23 protein-coding genes are annotated in these 23,420 nt (G+C 32.2%); 13 read left to right on the top strand and 10 right to left on the bottom strand.

Going from position 1 to position 23,420, the window contains the following annotated elements; genetic code table 11:
• Window positions 1-98: 98 nt before the first annotated feature.
• Together leuS and HNQ03_RS12430 are read right to left on the bottom strand one after the other, a co-directional pair.
• The gene (leuS, locus tag HNQ03_RS12435) at window positions 99-2,945 is read right to left on the bottom strand and encodes a leucine--tRNA ligase (protein WP_173780010.1); all 2,847 of its coding nucleotides are present in this window, start codon (window positions 2,943-2,945) and stop codon (window positions 99-101) included.
• 112 nt (window positions 2,946-3,057) lie between these two features.
• Window positions 3,058-3,504, bottom strand: a complete 447-nt coding sequence (locus tag HNQ03_RS12430) for a DUF5004 domain-containing protein (RefSeq protein ID WP_173780009.1) — start codon at window positions 3,502-3,504, stop codon at window positions 3,058-3,060.
• Window positions 3,505-3,656: 152 nt separating this feature from the next.
• Between HNQ03_RS12430 and HNQ03_RS12425 the strand changes: the two genes are divergently transcribed.
• Both HNQ03_RS12425 and HNQ03_RS12420 read left to right on the top strand, forming a co-directional pair.
• Window positions 3,657-4,409, top strand: coding sequence for a glycosyltransferase family 2 protein (locus HNQ03_RS12425; protein WP_173780008.1), 753 nt, complete (start codon window positions 3,657-3,659; stop codon window positions 4,407-4,409).
• A complete protein-coding gene (locus tag HNQ03_RS12420) occupies window positions 4,409-5,038 on the top strand; it encodes a deoxyuridine 5'-triphosphate nucleotidohydrolase (protein WP_173780007.1) in 630 nt (209 codons plus the stop codon). Before HNQ03_RS12425 ends, HNQ03_RS12420 begins: the two co-directional genes overlap by 1 nt.
• Here HNQ03_RS12420 and HNQ03_RS12415 read toward each other — a convergent pair.
• The 4 genes from HNQ03_RS12415 to HNQ03_RS12400 form a co-directional block, all read right to left on the bottom strand.
• Window positions 5,030-6,265, bottom strand: coding sequence for a 3-deoxy-D-manno-octulosonic acid transferase (locus HNQ03_RS12415; protein ID WP_173780006.1), 1,236 nt, complete (start codon window positions 6,263-6,265; stop codon window positions 5,030-5,032). The genes HNQ03_RS12420 and HNQ03_RS12415 overlap by 9 nt on opposite strands.
• Before the next feature lie 9 nt (window positions 6,266-6,274).
• On the bottom strand, window positions 6,275-6,988 hold the full coding sequence (locus HNQ03_RS12410) for a C40 family peptidase (protein WP_173780005.1): 714 nt from the start codon (window positions 6,986-6,988) through the stop codon (window positions 6,275-6,277).
• A gap of 32 nt (window positions 6,989-7,020) precedes the next feature.
• Window positions 7,021-7,668, bottom strand: a complete 648-nt coding sequence (locus HNQ03_RS12405) for an O-methyltransferase (RefSeq protein WP_173780004.1) — start codon at window positions 7,666-7,668, stop codon at window positions 7,021-7,023.
• A 145-nt stretch (window positions 7,669-7,813) separates the two neighbouring features.
• The gene (locus tag HNQ03_RS12400) at window positions 7,814-8,650 is read right to left on the bottom strand and encodes an OmpA/MotB family protein (RefSeq protein WP_173780003.1); all 837 of its coding nucleotides are present in this window, start codon (window positions 8,648-8,650) and stop codon (window positions 7,814-7,816) included.
• 147 nt (window positions 8,651-8,797) lie between these two features.
• Between HNQ03_RS12400 and tilS the strand changes: the two genes are divergently transcribed.
• The 4 genes from tilS (at window position 8,798) to HNQ03_RS12380 (ending at window position 13,214) form a co-directional block, all read left to right on the top strand.
• On the top strand, window positions 8,798-10,117 hold the full coding sequence (gene tilS, locus HNQ03_RS12395; protein ID WP_317170376.1) for a tRNA lysidine(34) synthetase TilS: 1,320 nt from the start codon (window positions 8,798-8,800) through the stop codon (window positions 10,115-10,117).
• Between the two features lie 86 nt (window positions 10,118-10,203).
• On the top strand, window positions 10,204-10,575 hold the full coding sequence (locus HNQ03_RS12390) for an SAM domain-containing protein (RefSeq protein WP_173780002.1): 372 nt from the start codon (window positions 10,204-10,206) through the stop codon (window positions 10,573-10,575).
• 129 nt (window positions 10,576-10,704) lie between these two features.
• Window positions 10,705-10,833: a hypothetical protein gene (locus HNQ03_RS16190; RefSeq protein ID WP_262888565.1), complete on the top strand. Its 129-nt coding sequence runs from the start codon at window positions 10,705-10,707 to the stop codon at window positions 10,831-10,833.
• A 308-nt stretch (window positions 10,834-11,141) separates the two neighbouring features.
• On the top strand, window positions 11,142-13,214 hold the full coding sequence (locus HNQ03_RS12380; protein WP_173780001.1) for a protein-disulfide reductase DsbD family protein: 2,073 nt from the start codon (window positions 11,142-11,144) through the stop codon (window positions 13,212-13,214).
• A 77-nt stretch (window positions 13,215-13,291) separates the two neighbouring features.
• Here the strand turns inward: HNQ03_RS12380 and HNQ03_RS12375 are convergent, their stop codons facing one another.
• Entirely contained in the window at window positions 13,292-13,657 is a 366-nt protein-coding gene (locus HNQ03_RS12375; RefSeq protein ID WP_226927511.1) for a rhodanese-like domain-containing protein, read from the bottom strand.
• A 98-nt stretch (window positions 13,658-13,755) separates the two neighbouring features.
• On the opposite strand from HNQ03_RS12375, the gene HNQ03_RS12370 reads away from it, so the two are divergent.
• From HNQ03_RS12370 to HNQ03_RS12355, 4 genes are all read left to right on the top strand, one after another.
• Entirely contained in the window at window positions 13,756-14,685 is a 930-nt protein-coding gene (locus HNQ03_RS12370; RefSeq protein ID WP_173780000.1) for a YeiH family protein, read from the top strand.
• 51 nt (window positions 14,686-14,736) lie between these two features.
• Window positions 14,737-15,255, top strand: a complete 519-nt coding sequence (locus tag HNQ03_RS12365) for a hypothetical protein (RefSeq protein ID WP_173779999.1) — start codon at window positions 14,737-14,739, stop codon at window positions 15,253-15,255.
• Window positions 15,256-15,260: 5 nt separating this feature from the next.
• Window positions 15,261-16,022, top strand: a complete 762-nt coding sequence (locus tag HNQ03_RS12360) for an alpha/beta fold hydrolase (RefSeq protein ID WP_173779998.1) — start codon at window positions 15,261-15,263, stop codon at window positions 16,020-16,022.
• A 163-nt stretch (window positions 16,023-16,185) separates the two neighbouring features.
• Window positions 16,186-16,554 (top strand): DUF1304 domain-containing protein, encoded by a 369-nt coding sequence (locus tag HNQ03_RS12355; RefSeq protein ID WP_173779997.1) that lies wholly within the window; start codon window positions 16,186-16,188, stop codon window positions 16,552-16,554.
• 91 nt (window positions 16,555-16,645) lie between these two features.
• Here HNQ03_RS12355 and HNQ03_RS12350 read toward each other — a convergent pair whose 3' ends face one another.
• From HNQ03_RS12350 to HNQ03_RS12340, 3 genes are all read right to left on the bottom strand, one after another.
• Entirely contained in the window at window positions 16,646-17,278 is a 633-nt protein-coding gene (locus HNQ03_RS12350) for a hypothetical protein (protein ID WP_173779996.1), read from the bottom strand.
• Window positions 17,279-17,389: 111 nt separating this feature from the next.
• Window positions 17,390-18,916, bottom strand: a complete 1,527-nt coding sequence (locus HNQ03_RS12345) for a SulP family inorganic anion transporter (protein WP_173779995.1) — start codon at window positions 18,914-18,916, stop codon at window positions 17,390-17,392.
• Between the two features lie 89 nt (window positions 18,917-19,005).
• Window positions 19,006-20,010, bottom strand: coding sequence for a DHH family phosphoesterase (locus HNQ03_RS12340; protein WP_173779994.1), 1,005 nt, complete (start codon window positions 20,008-20,010; stop codon window positions 19,006-19,008).
• Between the two features lie 264 nt (window positions 20,011-20,274).
• Here HNQ03_RS12340 and HNQ03_RS12335 point away from each other — a divergent pair, with 264 nt between their 5' ends.
• From HNQ03_RS12335 to HNQ03_RS12325, 3 genes are read left to right on the top strand one after another with little or no spacing between them, the layout of a single operon-like run.
• Window positions 20,275-20,901 carry a TetR/AcrR family transcriptional regulator gene (locus HNQ03_RS12335; protein ID WP_173779993.1) on the top strand — a complete coding sequence of 209 codons (627 nt, stop codon included), beginning with the start codon at window positions 20,275-20,277 and terminating at the stop codon, window positions 20,899-20,901.
• A complete protein-coding gene (locus tag HNQ03_RS12330) occupies window positions 20,885-22,195 on the top strand; it encodes a TolC family protein (RefSeq protein WP_173779992.1) in 1,311 nt (436 codons plus the stop codon). The genes HNQ03_RS12335 and HNQ03_RS12330 overlap by 17 nt, the downstream gene beginning before the upstream one ends.
• A gap of 11 nt (window positions 22,196-22,206) precedes the next feature.
• Complete coding sequence (locus tag HNQ03_RS12325; RefSeq protein WP_226927510.1) at window positions 22,207-23,343, top strand: HlyD family secretion protein; 1,137 nt, start codon at window positions 22,207-22,209, stop codon at window positions 23,341-23,343.
• Window positions 23,344-23,420: the final 77 nt, after the last annotated feature.

Raw genomic sequence — 23,420 nt, 5'->3', positions numbered from 1 at the left:
ATTATACACTTGAGGAACTTGAGAAATATATCTTGCAGTATTCTAAAAATAAAGTGCTTATATTATTGATTCTTTAAAAAAAAATTAAACCTAAAAAATTACATTACGATATTAATTATCTTCTTCGGAACAATAATTATCTTCGTTGGTACATTGCCATTTAAGAAATTTAATACTCTTTCATCTTGCATAGCGATCTTTTCTACCTCTTCCTTGCCTAAATCCGATGAAAGTAAAAGTTTAAATTTCATTTTGCCATTAAAACTCACTGGGTATTCTATTTCATCTTCTATTAAATAAGATTCTACCAATTCTGGCAATTTTTCAAACTCAATAGAGGTTTCATGTCCTAATGCTCGCCACAATTCTTCGCAAATGTGCGGTGCATAAGGTGAAATCACCACAGCTAATGGTTCTAAGATTGCTCTTTTGTTGCATTTTAATTTCTGTAAATCGTTTGCTGCAATCATAAATGAGGAAACGGAAGTATTGAATGAGAAATTTTGAATATCGGTTTCAAACTTCTTTATTAAAGTATGTAAAATTTTAAACTCTGCTTTTGTAGGCTCTTCTTCCGAAACTGAAAAAGTGTCTTCTATATAATATAGATTGTAGAATTTCTTCAAAAATCCGTAAACGCCACTTAAACCTTGCGTATTCCATGGTTTTGATTGCTCCAATGGACCAAGAAACATCTCGTACAAACGTAAACAATCTGCTCCGTATTCTTCGCAAATTTCGTCTGGATTGACTACATTGTACTTGGATTTGGACATTTTTTCTACTTCGCGCTCGCAGATATATTTGTCATCTTCTAAAATGAATTCTGCATCAGCATATTCTAAACGCCAGTTTTTAAATTTTTCTATGTCTAATTCGTCGGTTGTTCCTTTTAATAATGAAACATCTACGTGGACTTTTTGTGTATTATGACCTTCTATTAATCCTTTAGAAATATACTGATTAGTTCCTTCTATTCTATAAACAAACGCACTCATCCCCAAAATCATCCCTTGGTTGATCAATTTCTTGAACGGTTCATCTTGCTCAATAAAACCTCTATCTTTCAAAAATTTATTCCAAAATCTGGCATATAAAAGATGTCCGGTTGCATGTTCGCTTCCACCAATGTACAAATCTACTTGTCCCCAATAATCGGCTTTTTGTTTGCTAACAAATCCATTTTCGTTCTGTGGATCCATATATCTTAGAAAATACCAAGAACTTCCTGCCCAACCAGGCATTGTAGATAGTTCGATAGGGAAAACGATTTTGTTATCAATTAAATCTGTAGAAACAATTTTCTGGTTTTCTTCGTCCCAAGCAAATTCTTTTGCATTTCCTAAAGGTGGATTTCCATCTTCGGTTGGCAAATATTTTTCTACTTCTGGTAATTCTAAAGGCAAAGTAGAAATTGGTAAAGTATAAGGAACCTCATCTTTATAATAAACAGGAACAGGTTCTCCCCAATATCTTTGTCGAGAAAAAATAGCGTCACGCTGTCTATAATTGATAGTTCCCTCTCCTATTCCTTTCTTTTCTATTTCAGAAATGATTTTTGATTTGGCATCTTCATAATTTAAACCATTTAAAAATTCCGAATTGATACAAACAGAATCTTTAGAATCAAAAGAAGCTTCTTGCACATCTACATCTGCTTCTACCACCTGCAAAATTTCTATTCCAAATTTTTTCGCAAAACGATGGTCTCTTTCATCGTGGGCAGGAACCGCCATTACAGCGCCAGTTCCGTATCCCATCAATACATAATCTGATATATAGATAGGAATTTCTTTGTTGGTAAATGGATTTATGGCAAAACTTCCCGTGAAAGCACCAGAAACAGATTTCACATCTGCCATTCTATCTCTTTCGGTTTTTTTGGAAGTTTCTTCTATATAATTTTCAACTTCTGATTTTTGTTCAGCAGTTGTTAAATTTGCAACCAATGGACTTTCTGGTGCTAAAACCATGAAAGTGGCGCCAAAAATGGTGTCTGGTCTCGTTGTGAATACCGAAATGGCAACTTCTGATTCCTTAACCTTAAAAGAAACTTCTGCACCTATAGATTTTCCAATCCAATATTTTTGAGAATCTTTCAAAGGTTGTGGCCAATCTATATTTTCTAATCCTTGTAGCAATCTTTCAGAATAAGCAGAGATTCTCATGCTCCACTGCATCATTTTCTTTTGAAAAACTGGAAAACCACCTCGTTCTGATTTTCCATCTTTTACCTCATCATTGGCTAAAACAGTTCCTAAACCAGGGCACCAATTCACAGTGGTTTCTGCACGATAAGCCAATCTATAATTTAATAATAATAATTGCTGTTCTGCTTCACTACTATTTTTCCAATCTTCTGCGGAAAAAATCAAGCTTTCTGTTTGGTTGGCTTCTAAATTTTCTGTTCCGTGATTTTCTAAATGAGCGATTAAGGTCTGGATATTTTCAGCTTTATCTGAAGTTTTGTTATACCAAGAATGAAACAATTCAATGAAAATCCATTGTGTCCATTTATAAAAATTTGGCTCAGAGGTACGCACTTCTCTAGTCCAATCAAAAGAAAAACCTATTTTATCTAGTTGTTTTTTGTAGCCGTCAATTTTATTTCCGCTTTTATCTACGCCACCTTCTATATTTACTTTTGTGGTTTCTGCAGGATGCTGCCCAGTTTGTATGGCATATTGCTCGGCAGGAAGACCGAAAGAATCGTATCCAATTGGGTGCAACACATTAAAACCTTGGTGGCGTTTGTACCTCGCATAAATATCTGATGCAATATAACCTAGCGGATGCCCAACATGTAAACCTGCACCGGAAGGGTAAGGAAACATATCTAAAACGTAATATTTTGGAAGTTTTGTATCGTCTGAGGTTTTGAAAGTTTGATTTTCCTTCCAAAATTTTTGCCATCTTTCATCAATAGCTTTGTGATCGTAGAACATGATATTTTATAATTTTATTGAGATGCCTTTTAAATATTAAGCAAAATTAAAATAATTTAAAACAAAAATCCTCGTCAAATTGAAGAGGATTAAATATAAATAAATTTAAATTTTAGTTTGCCTTTACCAAACTGTAAGTTCTAGATTCGTATACAGATGGTTTGATGATTTCGGTTTTCAAATTCATGGTGGTTGCTGTAAGATCTGTTACAAAACCCTCATCTTGTTCTGCGGTGTAAGTAATTAAAATAGCACCAGTTTTAGAATTATAGTTATAAACCATAGATTTATCTGATAATAATTGACAGCCACCATTCAAAGGACCTTGAACCTTTACTTTACCAGAAAGATCTGCGTTGAAAACGTATCTAGACATTTGCTCGCAATCTGTATACATAAATGTTTGGGTAAGTGGTTGTCCTCCATTTTGCACAGTAGTATTTACCATTTTCAAAACTTTCCAACTTCCATCGATTTTCAATGGTTCTGGTGTTTCATCTTCTTTGCAATTAATTAAAAATAATAAAGCCGTAGCAAAAAGTAGAAATATTTTTTTCATAATTATTAATATAAAATTTACTTAATTTTCAAAACAACAATTATTTTTTTAATTGATTTTAAAAATCATCGCTAAAGATACATATTTTTTCAGATTGAACGTTAATTTTCATTTTAAAAAGTAAAAATTATCTTTGCAAAAATAAATTTTTAATGCCAGAAGTTTCTATCATCACACCTTGCTACAATTCTGCAAAATATCTGCAAGAGACGATAGATTCCGTATTAAAGCAGAGTTTTCAAGATTGGGAATGGATCATTACGGATGATTGTTCTTCAGATCATTCTATAGAAATAATTACTAAAAATTCTGATTCCAGAATAAAATTATTAAAAACCAAAAAAAATAATGGCGCAGGAAGTGCAAGAAATTCATCTTTGACAGAAGCTAAAGGTAGGTTTATCACTTTTTTAGATGCAGACGATTTCTGGGAACCCAATTTTTTGCAAGAAATGATTTCCTTTATGAAAACCGAAAATGCAGAACTTGCCTACTCCAATTATGCCAGATGCGACGAAAATCTACAACCAAAAATTGCTGATTTTATTGCAGACAAAGATGTTACATTCGATAATTTACTTAAAACTTGTCGACTATCTCTCCTATCTTCTATGTACGATTCTACAAGAATTGGAAAGGAATTTTTTCCCGAAAAAAGCAAGCGAGAAGATCACGTAATGTGGCTCAATTTATTGAAAAAAGTGCCCATAGGAAAGCCTTTGCAAAAAACAATGGCGAAATACAGGATGCACGAAGCGAGTGTATCTCGAAAAAAAACGAACATTATGAAAGATCAGTATTTGGTTTACAAAGATTTTATGGGATTTTCTATTGCAAAATCCTTGTATTATACCGCGAACTGGGCACTAAATGGATTTTTAAAATATTCTAAAATTTTTAATTAATGGAATACAGCAAAGAATTTAAAGAAGCACTCTCCAATTTTTCCCCAAAAGAAAAAGATAAATTAATTTTCCGCCTTATAAGAAAGGACAAAATTCTTTCTCAAAAACTCTATTTTGAATTGATAGAAAATATAACCGTAGATGAGAAACGCAAAGAATTAGAAGATTATATTGTAGAAAAAGTAGAATTTTACGCGAAAAATATTACCAACGCAAAATATTATTTGAAGCTCATACGCGAACTGAGTGCAAAAATTACGCTCCACGTAAAAGTAACTTCCGACAAATTTGGAGAAGTCTATCTAAATTTACTCCTGGTCTACAAAATTTTGGAATTCCATCATGTAAAAATGGTAAGACAAGGCCTGGAAGTTAATTACAAACTCTATATTTATATTATCAACAAAATTTATCGTGCATTAATTTTAACTTTAAAATTGGATGAAGATCTTCATTTAGATATCAATTCAATTTCTCAAAAAGCTTTAGATGAATTGGTGAAAATCCCAGATATGGTGAGACTTTCCATTAATAACGGATTAGATTTCAACTTTTTCCAAACAGAAAATATTCCAGAAGATTTGGCCTCGCAAATTCGAGAATTGAAAGCGGAAGGATTTTTAAGATAAAATTTTCTGTAAAATTATTTCTGTAGCGTTTGGTTGATTATCAATGAAACTTCTAGCATTTTCAGACATTTTTCTAAGTTCAGGTTTTTCATCTTTAAATAATTCAACAATAAAATATGCTGCATCGTTTTCATTATCAAAAGATTTTGCACCATTTGCTAAAATAAGACCATCTGCTTCAGGATTTTTCTTAAATTTATTTCCGAAAATTGTAGGAACTCCAAAAGTTGCCGCTTCCAAGATATTATGTAAACCTGCCGAATGAAAACCTCCTCCAATTACCGCTAAATCTGCATAACTGTACAATTTTGAAAGTAAACCGATAGAATCAATAATTAATAATTGATGATGGATGATGGCTGATTGATTTTCGCAAATTTGACTATACAAAACGGCTTCTGGAAATTTTTTTAAAATATTTGGTATTCTTTTTAAATCGTGGACTGCGATAATTATTTTTGTTTCTGGTGAATTTTTAGCAACAATATCCGCGATTTTTTCTTCTGCTTCCCAAGAACTTCCAAAAACAATCAGCTTTTTATCTTGTTTAAATTCTTTAATAAATTCCACAAAATTATCTCTCGCTTGAAAATGTTTTACCCGATCAAATCTGGTGTCGCCAGAAACTGAAGATTGTTCTATACCAATACTTTTGGCAAGTTCGCAAGATTCTTTTGTTTGATGAAAAAACCAATCTACATTCTGCTGCAATTGCGCTGTAAAAAAGCTTCCATATTTTTTGAAAAATACCTGCTTCGGATAAAATAATGCGGAAATAACATAAATTTTTGTTCCCTTCTTCTTTAAAATAGCTAGCAAATTGTACCAATATTCGTATTTGACAGTGAAAAATATTTCTGTTTGAAATTGATTAGCAAATTCTTGCAGCTTTTTTTTAGAATCGAATGGCAAATAGCAAATTGCATCTGCAATATTTTTTTTATGGATTACATTCTCATAACCAGACGGCGAGAAAAAAGTGATGAGTATTTTATGATCTGCGAAATTTTCTTTTAATTTTTCTAAAACGGGCAAACCTTGTTCGTATTCGCCCAAACTTGCAGCGTGCATCCAGATTATTTTGTCTTTTTTGGAAAAAGCATTTTGTACAATATTTAAACTCTTTTTCCTACCTGCAATTCCTTTTTTTAATTTTTCATTAAAAATAGCGCCCAATTTCATTCCGAAAATAAGCAGTTGAATAGAAATATTGTAGAGAAATTTCACAGAAATACTTTAATTTAAAATCCTTTTTACAACACGCAAAAGATAGGTATGCTTTTTCAATTCCTTATTGTAAATTCCGGTAGAATCTAATGCGTCTATGCGCACTTTTTCATCCGCATGTATGATTTCAAAATTGTTCAACATTACACCTACATGCACTATTTTGCCATCTTCGTCTCCAAAAAATGCTAAATCTCCCGCTTCGCTTTCTCCAACGAAAAATAGAGACTCTCCTATTTCGCTTGTTTCTTGTAGATTTTTTGGGAGTTTAATGCCATTAACTTTATAAATTAATTGTACGAAACCCAGAGCATCTATTCCAAAATAGCTTCTACCACCAGATAAATAGGGAACATTTAAAAATTGAAATGCGGTATCAGCAATATTTTGTCCGTTTCTAATTTGAGGTTTTTCCAAATTTTCCGTCACAATTTCTGACCCGATAGAAAGTAAAGTTTTTCCTCTAAAAGTTTCTACAAAACCGAAAGGCTCATCATAAACAAAGCTTTGTTTTTTAGGAAATTCGCTCGCAGAAACTTCTTTTAAGTGTCTGATATCCACAAAACCACTTTCGTTGAAATCGCATGATATTTTGGCAAAATCTTTTTGAGTTTCCAAAATTTCTACAGTTTCTCCATATAAAACTTGCGATAATTGTCGCGAAGAATGAGAAGCTTCAATGCGAATTGAACTTACAGAAACAATGCAAACTGCTTTTGCCATAAATGCTGAATTAGAAAATTTTAAAAATATTTTTAGCGTTTTCGAACGATTGAAAGTCCGTCTCGCAAAGGTAAGATAACATTTTCAAAATCTGTGTCATTTGCAATCATAGCGTTTAATTCTTTTATATTTCTGGTAGATTCCAAATCTGGATTTTCTTCCAAAACTTTTCCATACCACAATACATTATCAAATAAAAGTACGCCTCCAGATTTTATGTTTGGTTTTAATAAATTGAAATATTCTACGTAGTTTTCTTTGTCTGCATCTATAAAAACAAGGTCAAAAATTTCTTTATTTTTTCGTACAAAATCTAGCGCATTTCCAATTTTGAAATCAATTTGGCTAGAATATGAACTTTCTTCGAAGTATTTTTGAGGCAGATAAGCTATATCTTCGTTCACGTCCAACGTTATTATTTTACCATCTGCAGCTAGACCTTCTGCAAGACAAAGTGTTGCATACCCTGTGAAAGTTCCTATTTCCAAAATATTTTTGGGCGCAATAATCTTTGAAAGGATGGTGAGCAATCTACCTTGTTGATAACCAGAAAGCATATGAGGATTCAAAATTTTTTGATAGGTTTCTTTGCGCAATTTTGCCAAAATTTCGGGTTCTTTACTTCCGTGATTTTCTAAATACTCATCCATTTCTGGATCTAGTTTTTCAAAGTAGCTCATAATATTTGTATAAACCCAAAAATAAGGAAAATAAAATTAGACTTTTAGCAATGAAGTTCGATCTTCCAAAAAACTTAAAAAGTTATTGATAAAAAAATTCCCGAAAATTACTTTTCGGGAATTAAATATTTAAAAGAAATTTAAATTATTTTTTTGCTGGAGCGATGTCCATCAATTTCATAAATTCATCTAATTTTGGTAAGATAATAATTTCCGTTCTTCTGTTTTCTGATCTACCTGTTACAGATGCATTGGTAGTTTTTGGATTGTATTCACTTCTACCACCAGCTGTAATTCTGTTTGGATTTACACCGTATTCGTTTTGTAAAACTCTAGCAATGGAAGTTCCACGCAATGCAGAAAGATCCCAATTGTCTTTTGGCACGCTCGCAGAATTTAATGGAGCATTATCTGTATTACCCTCAATTAGAACTGAGTAAGTATCATAATCATTGATAACTGCTGCTACTTTACCCAAAACTTCTTTCGCTCTTGGCTGGATTGTAAAATCTCCTGTTTTGTAAAGCATATTATCTGATAATGAAATCATCACCACTCCTTTTAGAACTTTTACTTGTACATCATTATCTGCGATGTTATCCAAAGATCTTTTCAATTTGTTGGAAAGCGCAAGGTTCAAACTATCATTTTTAGCGTTAGTAGAAATCAAACGTTGGATGTATGCGTTGGAAGAATTAATTTCCCCAATTAATTTATCAATGTTCGCACTTCCTTTACCAGTATTGGATAGACAAGCATCTAAAGATGTTTTCAGAGAGTTATTTTGATCTCTCAAAAGGCCATTTTCGCTTTTCAACCCAGAATTTACACCTTTTAAATCTTGAATTTCTCGTTGTCTTTCTGCGAGATTTTCGATACTTTGTTTGTAATTCATATTTAAATTATCAAACTGTTTTTTGCTAACACAACTGGTTAAAAATAGTGCCACCACTGGAATGGCAATCAAATTTCTTGCTTTCATATATTTTACTTTTATTATTGTAAAGTTAAGGATAGTTTTCCACAGCTACAATTATAATGCCTAAATGCTTGTTTAAGATTTATTTCTATCATTAAATCTTTTAGCAATTAAATTTTTACGATTTTTGCAATAACTAATTTAATACCTGTGCTCAATTCAGAATCTTTTTTACAGAAAATTGAATATCTACAGCCTTGCTCTGCAGACAAAAAATACCTGTTGGCGATAAGTGGCGGCGCAGATTCTATGGCGCTTTTGAATTTATTTAGTGCAAGTAAATTTACATTTCAGGTAGCACACGTTAATTATAAATTACGTGGTCTAGAATCAGATTTAGATCAAGAATTAGTAGAAAATTTTTGTTCTCAAAACAATATTTCGCTTCATATTTATGAGGTTTCAAACAAAGATGAACCACCAAAAAATTCTGTACAAACTTGGGCGAGAAAACTTCGTTACGCATTTTTTAAAAAAATAAAACATCAAGAAAATTTAGAATTTTTAGTAACTGCACATCATCTTAATGATGATCTAGAAACATTTTTCATCAATCTTTCTAGAGGAAGTGGATTGAAGGGTTTAAGCGGAATTCCTAGTAATAAAAACAATATTTTGCGACCATTTTTGCACTTTAGTAAGCAAGAAATTTACGACTATTGCGCTCAAAACGAAGTTCCATTTCGAGAAGATGCATCTAATAAAAAAAATGATTATTTAAGAAATAAAATTCGGAATGAAATAGTTCCGAAATTATTAGAAACCAATGAGCATTATCTCAAGAATTTTCAGAAAAGCATCTTGTATTTAAAACAAAATGAGAGATTTATAGAAAAGCAAATTGCCGATATTGAAGAGCAAATTTTAATTAATGAAAAGCCTGATAAGACCATCTACGACAGAGAATTTTTTGCTCATCAAGAAGAATTTGTAAAGTTTGAAATTTTAAGAAAGTTTGGTTTTGTAGATATTCAGGAAATTGAAAAAATATTTCTAGCAAAAACTGGTAAAAGTTTTTTTTCGGAGAGATATCATTTATTGATCAACAGAAATGAAATCATTTTGAAGCAAACCACTGAAAAAACAGAAGATTTTTCAGAAATAATTATCTTAACTGAATTTTATAAAGATGATAAAAACATCGTAAATTTAAAAAAAATAATATCAGAATACAGCACAACATCAAACGATATTTTTTTAGAAAAACCTTGGGAATTTGACGCAGAAAAAATTAATCTACCTTTAAAATTACGACACTGGAAATCTGGAGATAAATTTTATCCAGCCGGAATGTTTGGATCAAAAAAAGTTTCTAAATTTTTCAAAGACGAGAAAATTTCGCTTGTAGACAAAGAAGAAATTTGGCTTTTGGTAGATGGGAATGATGATATTTTGGGCATAATTCCGTACCGACAAGACCGTAGATTTATCCCAGAAATAAAAACAGCCTACTACATTACAATTAAATAAATAATTTGCAATTATTAAATTATTCTTAAAATTAAGTAATCATTGAAAAAAATTCAAAGCATATATTTACTATTTTAGATAATCTTTTGCAAACACAAATCTCTTTTTTAGAGAAAATTTGCATTGCTGATTACATTAAAAAAATCCAATCCCTTGGCTATTCTTCCATCGATTGCCATACGAGACATATTGCAGAATTTTTGCAAATAGCAGTTGATGGTTATGATTTAGGAATTATTAATTACGACCACAGAAAGCGAAATTTAAAACTAGAAAATGAACCAACATTTGCTGCAGATATTTTTTCAAAAATCTTAAATTCTATTGAAAAACCAAATAAGCATTTGGAATTGCAACAAGATTTCGAAGGTGAAAATATCGAAATACAAACCACCTATTTTAGAGAATTATTGTACAATATAGAACATTGCATTCATCATCAACCCAAAAACTTTTAAAGTAATTGATGGGAAAACTTATTTATTCTACAATAAATTTTTCACCAATACGCTCGATTCTTGGAATCAAGATAAAAAAGTTTTAAAAAACAATGCCGATAAAAATTGGAGAAATTTACCTAAAAAATAATGGAATTCAACAAAAAAGCTATTTTAAATTGGGCATTCAGAATAGTTCCTGCGTTCATTCTTTTAGAAACTCTATTTTTTAAATTTTCTGCGCATCCAGATTCTGTGCATATTTTCAAAAAATTGTGAGCAGAACCTTATGGCAGAATTGGTTCTGGCCTCATTGAATTTATTGCAGCCGCTCTTATTTTATATCCAAAAACCATATTTTATGGTGCCATTGTAGCTTTGGCAATGATGACTGGTGCAATACTTTCTCATTTTTTCGTACTAGGAATAGCTGTGAATAATGATAGTGGAGTTTTATTTTCTTTCGCCATTATTACTGCAATATTTTCTATCATACTTATTGTTAAAAATAAAAAAACACTTCAAAATCTTTTTAAATAAAAGAGTAAATTTGGGGTTGAATTTTTCGAGTACAAAAAAATATTACTATGCAATTTAAAAATTGGCTTTTTCTCTTTTCAATTTTCGCTCTTCAGCTATTTTCTTCGCAAATAAAAGATCCTGTAAAGTTAAAAATGGAGGTGAAAGATCTTGGAAATAATGAATATGAAGCAATATTGCATGCAACTTTAGAAAAAAATTGGCACGTCTATTCTCAAGATTTACCAGAAGATTCTGGAATTCCTACGGAAATGAAAGTGAGTTCCAAAGATGGTATTCAGTTGATAGGGAAAGTAGTAGAAGTTGGTAAAAAAATCAGCGAATTTTCTGAAGCATTTGGGGTAAAGATTGTCTATTTCTCTAATAATGTTTCTTTTAAGCAAAAATTTAAATTAAAAAATCCTGAAAAACCAGCAAATATAGTTGCAGAAATCACCTATCAAACTTGTGATGATCGGGTTTGTTTGGCACCAAATACTTTAGAATTCGAGAAAAATATTACCTCAAAAGTTGGTGCAGTTGCCACTGCAGAAACGGCAACTGTAGATGGCACAAAAACCGAAGATTCTGTGAGAACTGCAGACATTCCAGAAGTTGCGTTGGTTGCAGAAAATAGTAATTCTGAGGCAAAACCCATCGACAGAAATTTAAAAGTACAATCCATCACTTTTGATCAACCACTCACAGATTGTGGTGTTGCAGCAGAAAAAAATAACGAAAATTTTTGGACTTATCTTATTCTTGGTTTCGTCGGCGGATTGATAGCACTTCTCACACCTTGCGTTTTCCCGATGATTCCACTTACGGTTTCCTTCTTCACAAAAGGAACAAAAGACAAGGCGAAAGGGAAACGAGATGCCTTAATTTATGGCTTCTTCATCTTCATTATTTTTGCACTTTTAAGCCTTCCTTTTCATATAATTGATGGAATTGCGGGTAATATTTTTAACCAAATTTCTACAAGCATTTGGCTTAATATTGCATTTTTTGTGATTTTCATTTATTTCGCGGGTAGTTTTTTCGGGTATTATGATATTACCTTGCCAAGTTCTATTGCCAACAAATCTTCCAAAGCCGAAGAAGCTGGAGGAATTATTGGAATATTCTTTATGGCGCTCACTTTGGTAATTGTTTCATTTTCTTGTACAGGTCCTATTTTAGGCAGTCTTTTAGGAAGTGCAGTTACGGGATCCACAAATGTTCCAATGCTATTAACGTATGCTTTATCTGGATTCGGAATTTCTTGGGCTATCGTTTTTGGTTTGCTCGCATTGTTTCCGCAAGCGTTGCAAAGTTTACCAAAATCTGGCGGTTGGATGAATACGGTGAAGGTAGTTTTAGGATTTTTAGAATTAGGTTTAGCTTTAAAATTCCTATCAAAAGCAGACTTAGTTTCTAAAACAATGTTCCTAAAAAGAGAACTTTTTATCGCACTTTGGATTTTGATAACAATTGGTTTAATTGTTTATTTATTTGGTTTGATAAGATTTCCACATGACGACAAAAAACCAAAAATCTCTAATGCTAGAAAGCTTTTCGGCGTTGGTGCAATTGCATTTTTAATTTATCTAATACAAGGTTTCATACCTGCAGAAAGACCGAAATTGCAATTGCTATCAGGTATTTTACCTCCATTAAATGTTAGCTATTTTCAAGATGAAAGCGATGGAATTTTAGGAATGCATCCAATTCACGATTATTATGATGCCATAGAAGTTGCGAAAAAAGAAAACAAGCCTTTGCTGATAGATTTCACAGGTTACGGTTGCGAAAACTGCAGAAAAATGGAAGAATTTGTGTGGTCTGAACCAGATATTCTCCCAATTTTGCAAAATGAATTTGTGCTTGCTTCTCTTTATGTAGATGATAAAGAAGCTTTGCCAGAAAGCGAGCAACAATCTGTAGATATGGGAAATGGACAGAAGAAAAAAGTAAAAACCATTGGAGATAAATGGAGTTTGTTTCAGCAATTAAATTTTAATAATAATTCTCAACCGCATTACGTTTTGGTAACACCAGATGGAAAAGTGATCAATCATCCAGTTTCTGGTTACATGCCGAAAGAAGATTTCAAACAATTTTTAGAATGCGGTTTGAAATATTTTAAAGAGAATAAATAGAATCTCAAATTTTCAACCAAAAAAAAATCCGTTCGGTAATGAAACCAGACGGATTTTTTATGTTCATTCTAGAAATTCTACTTCGTTTCCTTTTCCATATTTTCTAGGTTGATTCCATTTGTGACAGATTTTATTCCATTGTTCTCTAAAATTTCAATTGCTTTGGAACTTCTATTTCCAGTACGACAAAAAACCACAACAGATGGCTTATTTTTAAATTCTCCCACTCTACTTTCTACCTCTTCCAAAGGAATATTAACAGCACCAGGAAAACTTCCATCTGCAAATTCTGCAGGCGATCTCACATCTACCAAAAAGGCTCCGTTTTCAACTTGTTTTTTTATACTTAATTCTGTTTGTAAGTCACTTATTTCTACAGATTTTGGAGAATTGCACTGAACCATAAAAACTAAAATTGAAACTAATAATATTGTTTTTTTCATAAAATGTATTTAATTAATTGCTAAAACAAAGGTAAATAAAACAACGGCAATCCAAACTTTTTCTATGAAAAATTGGTATCTTCGCTTTTTTCTGAACTATGACAATAAGTAAAAAAACAGCAACAATTTTATTTTTTTCTCTGGCAACATTGTCTTTGTTTCCGTTTATTTCTCCTCCAGTTGCTTTGGTAATGGGAATTTTATTTATCAACATTTTTAAAACAACAATAGAAAAAACGGGAGATTACACCAAGAAAATTCTGCAGTATTCGATTGTAGGTTTAGGATTTGGAATTAATTTAAAAACAGCAGTAGAAGCGGGAGCAAGTGGTTTTGTATTTACGGTTTCCAGTATTGCCTTTGTATTTTTGGTTGGGATTATTCTTGGGAAAATTTTAAAAATAGATCAAAAAGTTTCAGAATTAATAACAGCTGGAACGGCTATTTGTGGAGGTAGTGCAATTGCCGCAATTTCTCCGATCATAAAAGCAAATAATAGCCAAAATTCTGTAGCATTGGGTATTGTTTTTTTACTAAATTCTATTGCATTATTAGCATTTCCATCCATTGGGACTTTATTTAATCTCACACAAAATCAATTTGGAATTTGGGCAGCAATTGCAATTCACGATACCAGTTCTGTTGTTGGTGCAGCAAGTAAATACGGCGATATTGCTCTGCATGTTGCAACCACTGTGAAATTGGCAAGAGCATTATGGATAATTCCCATTGCAATTCTTTTTTCATTCATCAACAAAAGTGATACGAAAGTGAAATTCCCTTTATTTATTGGCTATTTCATATTGGCAATTTTGCTAAATACCTATCTTCCTATTTTAGACAATGTATCTCCGTACATCTTCGAAATTTCTAAAACCTCTTTAAAATTGGCTTTATTTTTAATAGGAACTGGTTTGTCTTTAGAAATTTTCAAAAGTATGGGATGGAAACCGATATTCTTGGGTGTACTTTTGTGGGTTTCTGTCAGCGTACTTTCGCTTTGGGCAGTTATAGAATTTATCAAATAAAGCTCTTAACTTTTTAAAATTTAAATAGTTTCTTTATCAAAAATAATTAAAATGAAAAAAATAACATATACACTTTTTGTATTCTTATTCGTTATTTCTTGTAATAAAAAAGAAGAAAACCAGAAAAAAATAGCTGAACAGAAAAAGCACGAAGTAGACTCTACAAATGCTGCCATTACAAAACATAATGATAGCATTTTAATTTTAAACAAAAAAAACAAACATCAAGATCTATCTGGAAATCATAGATTTACGATGGATACTGATGGAGTTTCAAAATTAACAGGCACTACAAAATTTGTGAATACTGGTAGAGATGAATACACCATTTCTGGTGAAGCAACTTCTGGAAAAAACTCAATAAAAATTGAAGGAACTGGCAAATTAATTTCCGATGAATTTCTAAATTTTGAAGGAGAAATAGTTCAAAATATTGCAGGAAATGGTGGAAAATACGTACGGAAAGGCAAAAAAACCTTCCAAGCAAAAGGAAATGCACAATATTGGAGGCTGCAAGACATGGTGAATGGAGATGGTTTTGTAGATTATATTGATATTCATTTTAAATAAATTGTATGCTAAATTTTGAAATAAAAGGAACATCGGAAAACGTTTTGGTTTTGCTGCACGGCTTTATGGAAAATCTTTTCATCTGGGAAGAGATGGAAACTGAACTTTGCAAAAATTTCAAACTCGTAAAAATTGATCTTCCCGGACATGGAAAAAGTGAAAACTTCGCCGAAATTCATACGATGGAATTGATGGCTGAAAAAGTGAACGAAGTGATAGACTATTTAAAAATAGAAAAATTTCATTTGCTCGGACATTCTATGGGTGGTTATGTTTCTTTAGCTTTTGCAGAAAAATTTCCTGAAAAATTGAAAAGTTTAACGCTTTTTTTCTCCACCTATTTTGCAGACGACGAAGAGAAAAAACAACTTCGAGAAAAAAGTTTGCGCATCATCAAAGAAAATTTCAGAACGTATGTGAATGCGGGAATTCCTAATTTCTTCAGTGAAAATGAACGAGAATTTCTAAAAGATAAAATTGATTTAGCGAAAGAAATTGCACTTTCTACCAATAATGACGGCGTTTTGGCGGCTCAAAAAGGGATGAAAGAGCGAACAGATAAATTGGCTGTTTTAGAAAATTTTGAAGGAAAAATTCTGGTAATCGCTGGGAAATATGACAATGCTGTAGATTCTGAAAAAACGTTGAAAAATTTACCGAAGAAAAAGAATGTAAAATCTTATCTTTTAGATTGTGGGCATAATGGACATTGGGAAAAACCGACTATTTGTGCGGCGATTATTAATGAAGAACTTGCAGGAAATTAAAAGAATTTTACCATTAAGTTTTGGTGAAGAAATTAAGGACATTAAGGTTTGTCTACGACAAAATTCTCTGCACAACTTAATTTTCTTAATACCTTAATGGTTAAAGAAAAACAAATTAAAAAAGCTATTTTTACCCGGAAATCATTTAAAATAATAAACAAATATGGAAATAATCGCGAAAATACTCATCGGTTTTGTGGCTTTAGAACATTTGTATATTATGTATATGGAAATGTTTGCTTGGGAAACGTTGGGCAAGAAGACCTTCAGAGGTGCATTACCAAATAACCTTTTTACACCTACAAAATCTTTAGCAGCCAACCAAGGTTTATACAATGGATTTCTAGCAGCAGGATTGATCTGGTCTTTGATAATTACAGATGAAATCTGGGCAAAAAATATTGCTCTATTCTTTCTTATTTGTGTAGTTATTGCAGGAATTTACGGAACCTTCACCGCAGCGAAAAAGATATTTTTTGTACAGGCAGTTCCTGCAATTTTGGCGGTTTTGGCGGTGTTGTTTTTGAGTTGAGTTTTACCATTAAGATTTGGTTAATAAATAGGAATGCCAATAGTTTTTTAATTGTTCTCCAGTTGTACTTTCAATCTTTATTCTTATCTTTTTATTTGGAAAAAATTATCAATTTTTTATCAATAAAATCAATAAAGTTTTTTGAGTTGTATTGCTTTTGTCCAAGTTTATCGTCAGAAACAATTTCGAAACTTAAACTCTCAACTTGTTGTCCATCAATACAGCAAGATTTTCCCTGGCCAAAAAAAGTCGAGGGATTAAATCCTACAAGATTTTTTTCTAGATTTTTTCCGTCAATTTGTTTAACAATCGGTTTAGTATATGTCTTATTAAATGTCCATTTCGTTAAATATCCTATTCCGTTACTGTCAATTGTCAAAAGATTGTCTTCCACATTTGATAAAACTAGATGAACTTCGCCTTTGTAACCAATTGGAACTATAACTTTTAGTGTTGGCGAATACAATTGATAGTGAAATGCTAAAAATGAAATTGTTGTACTTATAAAGAGAATTGCAAGAAATGATGTCTTTTTAAAAATCAATTTTAAAAAACCTACAAAAATCAAACAACCTAGAATGATTCCAATAATCATCATTCCTCCTAAAAAAAATCCAGATAAAATCATTCCACCTGGAACATCTGTCAACTTTAAAAGTAAACTTGCAAAAAGTCCTGCGGATAAAATTCCAAAAATAATTTTTAATTTACGGTCTGTCATCATAAATGCTGGTATTTGTAGTATTTTTAAATTTTGTAATTAGTCAACATCATGTAATACTTCTGCAAATTTCCCATTCTCAAATTACCTCATTCTCAAATTCTCAAATTAAACTTAATCCTTCGGCATTACAGAATAACTCGGATCTTCCAGAATATTTACTTCTATCAAATCGTCTGCGTTTTTCAAAAGACGGATGCAGTCTGCGCTCAAATGTTTTAAGTGAACGATTTTATTGGCTTTTTTGTAGCGTTCAGTGATTTTGTTTAATGCTTCTATGGCGCTCATATCCGAAATTCGACTTTCTTTGAAATCGATAATCACTTCGTTTGGATCATTCAAAACATCAAATTTTTCCGAAAATGCTTTTGTAGATCCGAAGAATAAAGGTCCGAAAATATCATAATGTTTTACACCATTTTCATCAATAGATTTTCTTGCTCGAATTCTTTTTGCATTGTCCCAAGCGAAAACCAAGGCTGCGATTATAACGCCGATCAAAACTGCCAAAGCCAAATTGTGAAGAAAAACCGTAACCAAAGTAACGACAACCATCACAAAAATATCTGAACTTGGCATTTTTTTGAAGGTTTTCAAACTTGCCCATTCAAAAGTACCAATGGCAACCATGATCATCAATCCTGTGAGTGCTGCAACTGGAACTTTTTCTATCAAACTGCTTCCAAACATAATGAAAACCAGCAACATCACTGCTGCTACAATTCCGGAAAGTCTCGCTCTTGCTCCGTTGGAAATATTAATTAAACTTTGCCCAATCATTGCGCAACCTCCCATTCCAGAGAAAAATCCTGAAACGATGTTGGCTGCACCTTGTGCAACAGCTTCTTTATTACTACTTCCGTGCGTTTCTGTCAGTTCATCTACAATGTTCAAGGTTAGCAAACTTTCTATCAACCCAACACCTGCAACTATGGCGGCATAAGGAAAAATAATTTGCAACATTTCTAAATTATAAGGAACTTGCGGAATATTAAAGGGCGGAAAACCACCTTTAATTGAAGCTAAATCTCCTACAGTTTTGGTGTCGATATTTAAAAAATAAACCAAACCGAAAACCACTAAAATTGCGGTTAATGAAGCCGGAATTGCTTTGGTAAATTTCGGCATTCCCCAAATAATTGACATTGTAAGAAGTACTAAGCCAATTAAAATATACAGCATATTTCCTGAAAGCCAATTGCCATCTGCACTTTTGAATGTAGCCAACTGCGACATAAAAATAATGATTGCAAGACCATTCACAAAACCATAAATCACGGATTGCGGAACTAATCTTATGAGTTTTCCCAATTTTAAAAATCCTGCAACCATTTGAATAATTCCGGCGAGAATGACGGTTGCGAAAATATATTCGACACCATGCGTTTTTGCCAAAGCCACGATTACAACTGCAACTGCGCCTGTTGCGCCAGAAATCATACCTGGTCTTCCACCAAAAATACTGGTAACCAATCCCATCACAAAAGCGGCGTAAAGTCCCGTCAATGGTGACAAACCTGCAATAAAAGCGAAAGCTACAGCTTCTGGAATTAAGGCTAAAGCCACAGTTAAACCAGATAAAATTTCGGTTTTATAATCTACTTTTTGTTTGAAATCGAATAAATTGATGACTTTTTGCATTGTATTTTGGCTTTAGGCTATAAGCATTATGCTATAGGCTTTTAAAAACTCGTTTTATTTTTTGGCTCTAGATTCTTGATTCTTAAACTCTAAAACTCCTCTTCTTCTATAAATTTTTTAAAATCTGCGATGGTTTCTTCCAAAGTTTTATCATATCTTCCACCAGCTGCGTTGATGTGACCACCTCCGTTGAAATATTTTCTTGCGAACTGATTTACATCTACCTCATCTTTACTTCGGAACGAAATTTTGATAAAATCATGGTACAAATCTTCAATAAACAAAACCGAAGCTTGAACTCCCGCAATGCTTAAACCATAATTCACGAAACCTTCTGTATCTCCTTTTTGGTAACCAAATTCTTGTAATTCTTCTCTTTTTAAATACATTACCGCAGCTTTTCCATCTTTTACTACTTCTACTCTACCTAAAACAAGCGAAAGTAAATGCAATCTAGAAACGGAATTGGTATCCAAAGTATTGCTAGAAATTGCAGCAGGATCTGCACCTTTTTCTATTAAATTTGCCGTAATTCTATGCGTGTCTGCGCTTGTAGAACGGTATCTAAATCCACCAGTATCCGTCATTATTCCTGTATATAAACAAGAAGCTACATTTTCATCTATAAAATTTTCTTCACCCAAAGCTTCTATAAAATGATAAATCATTTGGCAAGTTGCCGGTACATTCACATCCGAATACATATAATTGAAATCTTGCGGTTGCTGATGATGGTCTATCAAGATTTTTGTTGCCCAAGATTTATCTAGCCAATCGCCCAAAATTCCTATTCTTGCACTGCTGTTGAAATCTAAACAGAAAATTACATTCGCATTGTAGATGGCTTCTCCGGCTTTTTTTCTTTTATATTCAGAAATTGTAACTTTCTTAGAATCTGGCATCCATTTCAGAAATTTTGGAAAATCATTTGGAACAAGAATGGTAGCTTCCAAACCTTTGTTTTTTAGGAAATGATATAATCCTAAGCTGCTTCCAATCGCATCTCCATCTGGATTTTGATGAGAAATAATCACAATATTTTTATCTGGCGTGAGAAGATTTTTTATCTCGGAAAGTTCTTTTTCGGTAAACATATTTATACTTTAAATTTTTGAACGCAGAGGCGCAAAGGTTTTTTGATAATTAAACTGCAATTTGCTTCGCAGAGGCATTTCATTTAGCAAAGTGTAATGTATATGATAATAACTAAAACTAATTTACAATTTTGAAGTTGCAAAGATACCAAAGCAAAATAGAAATAAGAATTTGAACAAAATAAAACTTATAAAATAAAAACCAATCAATCGTTTGATTTATTAAATATTATTGTACATTTGCGGTCTCAAAAAACAAAAAATATGATTTCTAAGGAAGAAAATATTTTATTTGCCGCAGAAAAATTGTTTGCAGAACGTGGTTTCGAGAAGACTTCTACTCGAGAAATTTCTAGAGAAGCGAATGTGAATATTTCAATGATCTCTTACTATTTTGGCTCAAAGGAAAAACTCTTGGAAAGCCTTTTTGAAATGAGAATGGCAGAAAGTCAGACCTACATTAAAGAAATAATGGCAAAACCTGACTTGAATGAATGGCAAAAAATTTCATTAATAATAGACAGATACACAGAAAGAGTTCGCACCTACAAAGTATTCTACACCATTTTGCAAACCGAACAATTGACGAATAAGAATGAGCAAATCATACGATATTTAGAAAATTCTAAAAAAGGTTTTCTGGATATGTATCAAAAATTGGTTGATGATGGTTTTCAAAATAAAACATTTAAAAAGAAACCAAACATCGCGATGATGCATGCAACATTATCTGGCACTATGTTTTACGCAATGAATGGTTTGCCAATGTACAAGGATTATTTCAGCATTAATAAAGAAAATATTGATTATGATCAGCAATATTTTCAAGATTTAAATTTACACATAAAAGAAATTTTAAAACATATTTTGGGTTATGAAGAAAATAAATAAACTCGTTTTCATTTTTAGTTTTATTTTAAACATTTCTATGCTATTTGCACAAGAAACTAAAAAACTGACAATTGATGAAGCGATAGAAATGGGCATAAAAAATAGCAAAAATTTAAAAATAGATGCCGCAAAAATTTCGCAATCAACTGCAGATCTTTTAGAAGCCAAAAACAGACAATTGCCAGATTTCAAATTGTCTGCTTCTTATCTAAGACTCGGAAATGCAAATATAAATCTAGAATTTCTGAATCAAAATTCTGGTAATTCTACGCCAGTTCCAAATTCTGTTTTGTTGGGACAAGCCAATTTATCTCTACCACTTTACGCTGGTGGAAAAATAAAATACGGAATAGAATCTGCAAAATATTTGGTAGAAGCCTCAAAATTAAAATCTGAAAACAACAGATTGTTGATTGCTTACAATATTTCTGAAGCCTACAACAATCTTTTTAAAGCTAAACAAGGCATCAAAATTTTAGAAGAAAATCTATCCGTTTCGGAAAAGCGAGATGCGACATTTTTAAAATTGGAAAAAAACGGCTTGCTCGCAAGAAACGATCGTTTGAAAGCTAACATCCAAACTTCTAATATAGAATTACAAATTTTAGAGGCAAAAAATAATTATGCCATCGCAAATATCAACATGAATTTGCTTCTAGGCTTAGATGAAAATACCATCTTAGACATCGATGAAAATTATATTGATGAAAGCATGGAGCTAAGCTTTGCAGATTATTATTGGAATGCTGCCCTAGAAAATAGAAAGGATATGCAAGCATTAGATATGCAAAGAAAAGCTGCAGCATTAGGATCTAAAGCTGCAAAAGCAGAAAATTTGCCAACCATTGCATTAACGGGAGGTTATATTGCGGCAGATGTTCCAAAAATTTTAACAGTTTACAATGCTGTGAATATAGGAGTTGGTATCAATTATGACCTCGGAAATCTTTGGAAAAAAAATTCATCATTAATGAAATCTGAAGCTGTAGAAAATGAACTTTCAGCTACTAATGAATTATTATCTGATCAAGTGAAATTGGATGTAAATAAGGCTTACCAAAACGTAGTTTTCGCAAAAGAAAAAACATTGGTATTTGAAAAAATTTCCACACAATCTACTGAAAATTATACTGTGGTGAAGAAAAAATTTGATAACGGTTTGGCTACGATTACAGAACTATTGGAGGCAGATGCAGCAAAAATTATCTCAGAAATAAATATCATTAATGCTAAAGCAGATGCCACTTTGACGTACAAAAAACTATTACAAAGCAGCGGAATTTTAATTAAATAAAACTAAAAATAATGGACAATAATATAGAAAATTCAATGGAAAACGAGGAGGTAATTATCACAGAAAATAATGTTCCTAAAAAGAAGAAAGGAATGATGTTTCCTATAATTTTAGGTATTTTAATTCTAACTGCCGGATTTTTTGGCTACCGTTTTTACAAATTTAGCCAAGTGCATGAAGAAACAGATGATGCTCAAATTGCGGCAAATTTAAGCCCGGTAATTTCTAAAGTTTCTGGCTATGTAGATGAAATTAGAGTAAAAGACAATCAATTTGTGAAAAAAGGTGATACTTTGATCATTCTTGAAAATAAAGATCAAAAATTAATGGTAGAACAAGCAGAGGCTGCATTGGGAACTGCGAGAAGTAATATTTCTAGCGCTAGAGCAACTTCTACTGCTGCAGGAAAAAACATCAACACTTCCAACGCTGCAGTTCAAGTGGCGAACGCACAAATAGAAGCTGCAAAAGTGAATGTGAGAAAGACCTCGCAAGATTTGGTTCGCTATTCAAATTTAGTGAAAGACAATTCTATTACACGTCAACAATATGATAATGTATTGGCTGCGAAACAATCTGCGGACGCTCAATTGCGAGTTTTGATTGATACAAAAAATCAAATTTCCCAACAAACTGGCGTTGTCAATTCCCAAACAGCAGCAACTTCTGAACAAATAGGCGTTGCATCTTCTATTGCAAAACAGCGAGAAGTAGATGTTGCAAATGCAAAACAAATGCTTGCTTACACCGTAATCACTGCGTCACAAGATGGTTTTGTTTCGAAAATCCCAGTGCAGAAAGGACAATTTTTGCAAGCTGGCGCGCAACTTTTTAGTTTAGTTTTAAATACAGACAAGTGGATTATTGCCAATTTTAAAGAAACCCAACTTTCAAAAATGGTAGAAGGACAAAAAGTAGAAGTTGAAATAGACGCTTTCCCAAGCACTAAATTTGAAGGGACAGTCAGTTCTTTTTCACCTGCAACTGGATCTACATTTTCTATTTTGCCTCCAGATAATGCAAGTGGAAATTTTGTGAAAGTAGTACAAAGATTGCCTGTGAAAATAGATTTCAAAAATTTAGACCAAAAAATTGCAGAAAAATTGCGAGCGGGAATGAATGTGAAAGTAACGGTTAGTTTAGATTAGAAGATAATAGACGGATAGATTATAGACCAATGCACAAGCATTTACAGAAATTCTGTCCAATTAATTTTTGAATATTT

It is taken from the genome of Frigoriflavimonas asaccharolytica (assembly GCF_013294015.1).
GTDB classification, from domain to species: Bacteria; Bacteroidota; Bacteroidia; order Flavobacteriales; family Weeksellaceae; genus Frigoriflavimonas; species Frigoriflavimonas asaccharolytica.
Note: the sequence above shows the minus strand (reverse complement) of the source record. Positions and strands in the feature narration are given on the sequence as shown.

Coding starts and splice junctions, on each gene's coding strand:
- leuS (WP_173780010.1), bottom strand. CDS start 2,945: ATGTTCTACGATCACAAAGCTATTGATGAAAGATGGCAAAAATTTTGG.
- HNQ03_RS12430 (WP_173780009.1), bottom strand. CDS start 3,504: ATGAAAAAAATATTTCTACTTTTTGCTACGGCTTTATTATTTTTAATT.
- HNQ03_RS12425 (WP_173780008.1), top strand. CDS start 3,657: ATGCCAGAAGTTTCTATCATCACACCTTGCTACAATTCTGCAAAATAT.
- HNQ03_RS12420 (WP_173780007.1), top strand. CDS start 4,409: ATGGAATACAGCAAAGAATTTAAAGAAGCACTCTCCAATTTTTCCCCA.
- HNQ03_RS12410 (WP_173780005.1), bottom strand. CDS start 6,988: ATGGCAAAAGCAGTTTGCATTGTTTCTGTAAGTTCAATTCGCATTGAA.
- HNQ03_RS12405 (WP_173780004.1), bottom strand. CDS start 7,668: ATGAGCTACTTTGAAAAACTAGATCCAGAAATGGATGAGTATTTAGAA.
- HNQ03_RS12400 (WP_173780003.1), bottom strand. CDS start 8,650: ATGAAAGCAAGAAATTTGATTGCCATTCCAGTGGTGGCACTATTTTTA.
- HNQ03_RS16190 (WP_262888565.1), top strand. CDS start 10,705: ATGGAATTCAACAAAAAAGCTATTTTAAATTGGGCATTCAGAATAGTT.
- HNQ03_RS12380 (WP_173780001.1), top strand. CDS start 11,142: ATGCAATTTAAAAATTGGCTTTTTCTCTTTTCAATTTTCGCTCTTCAG.
- HNQ03_RS12375 (WP_226927511.1), bottom strand. CDS start 13,657: ATGAAAAAAACAATATTATTAGTTTCAATTTTAGTTTTTATGGTTCAG.
- HNQ03_RS12370 (WP_173780000.1), top strand. CDS start 13,756: ATGACAATAAGTAAAAAAACAGCAACAATTTTATTTTTTTCTCTGGCA.
- HNQ03_RS12365 (WP_173779999.1), top strand. CDS start 14,737: ATGAAAAAAATAACATATACACTTTTTGTATTCTTATTCGTTATTTCT.
- HNQ03_RS12360 (WP_173779998.1), top strand. CDS start 15,261: ATGCTAAATTTTGAAATAAAAGGAACATCGGAAAACGTTTTGGTTTTG.
- HNQ03_RS12355 (WP_173779997.1), top strand. CDS start 16,186: ATGGAAATAATCGCGAAAATACTCATCGGTTTTGTGGCTTTAGAACAT.
- HNQ03_RS12350 (WP_173779996.1), bottom strand. CDS start 17,278: ATGATGACAGACCGTAAATTAAAAATTATTTTTGGAATTTTATCCGCA.
- HNQ03_RS12345 (WP_173779995.1), bottom strand. CDS start 18,916: ATGCAAAAAGTCATCAATTTATTCGATTTCAAACAAAAAGTAGATTAT.
- HNQ03_RS12340 (WP_173779994.1), bottom strand. CDS start 20,010: ATGTTTACCGAAAAAGAACTTTCCGAGATAAAAAATCTTCTCACGCCA.
- HNQ03_RS12335 (WP_173779993.1), top strand. CDS start 20,275: ATGATTTCTAAGGAAGAAAATATTTTATTTGCCGCAGAAAAATTGTTT.
- HNQ03_RS12330 (WP_173779992.1), top strand. CDS start 20,885: ATGAAGAAAATAAATAAACTCGTTTTCATTTTTAGTTTTATTTTAAAC.
- HNQ03_RS12325 (WP_226927510.1), top strand. CDS start 22,207: ATGGACAATAATATAGAAAATTCAATGGAAAACGAGGAGGTAATTATC.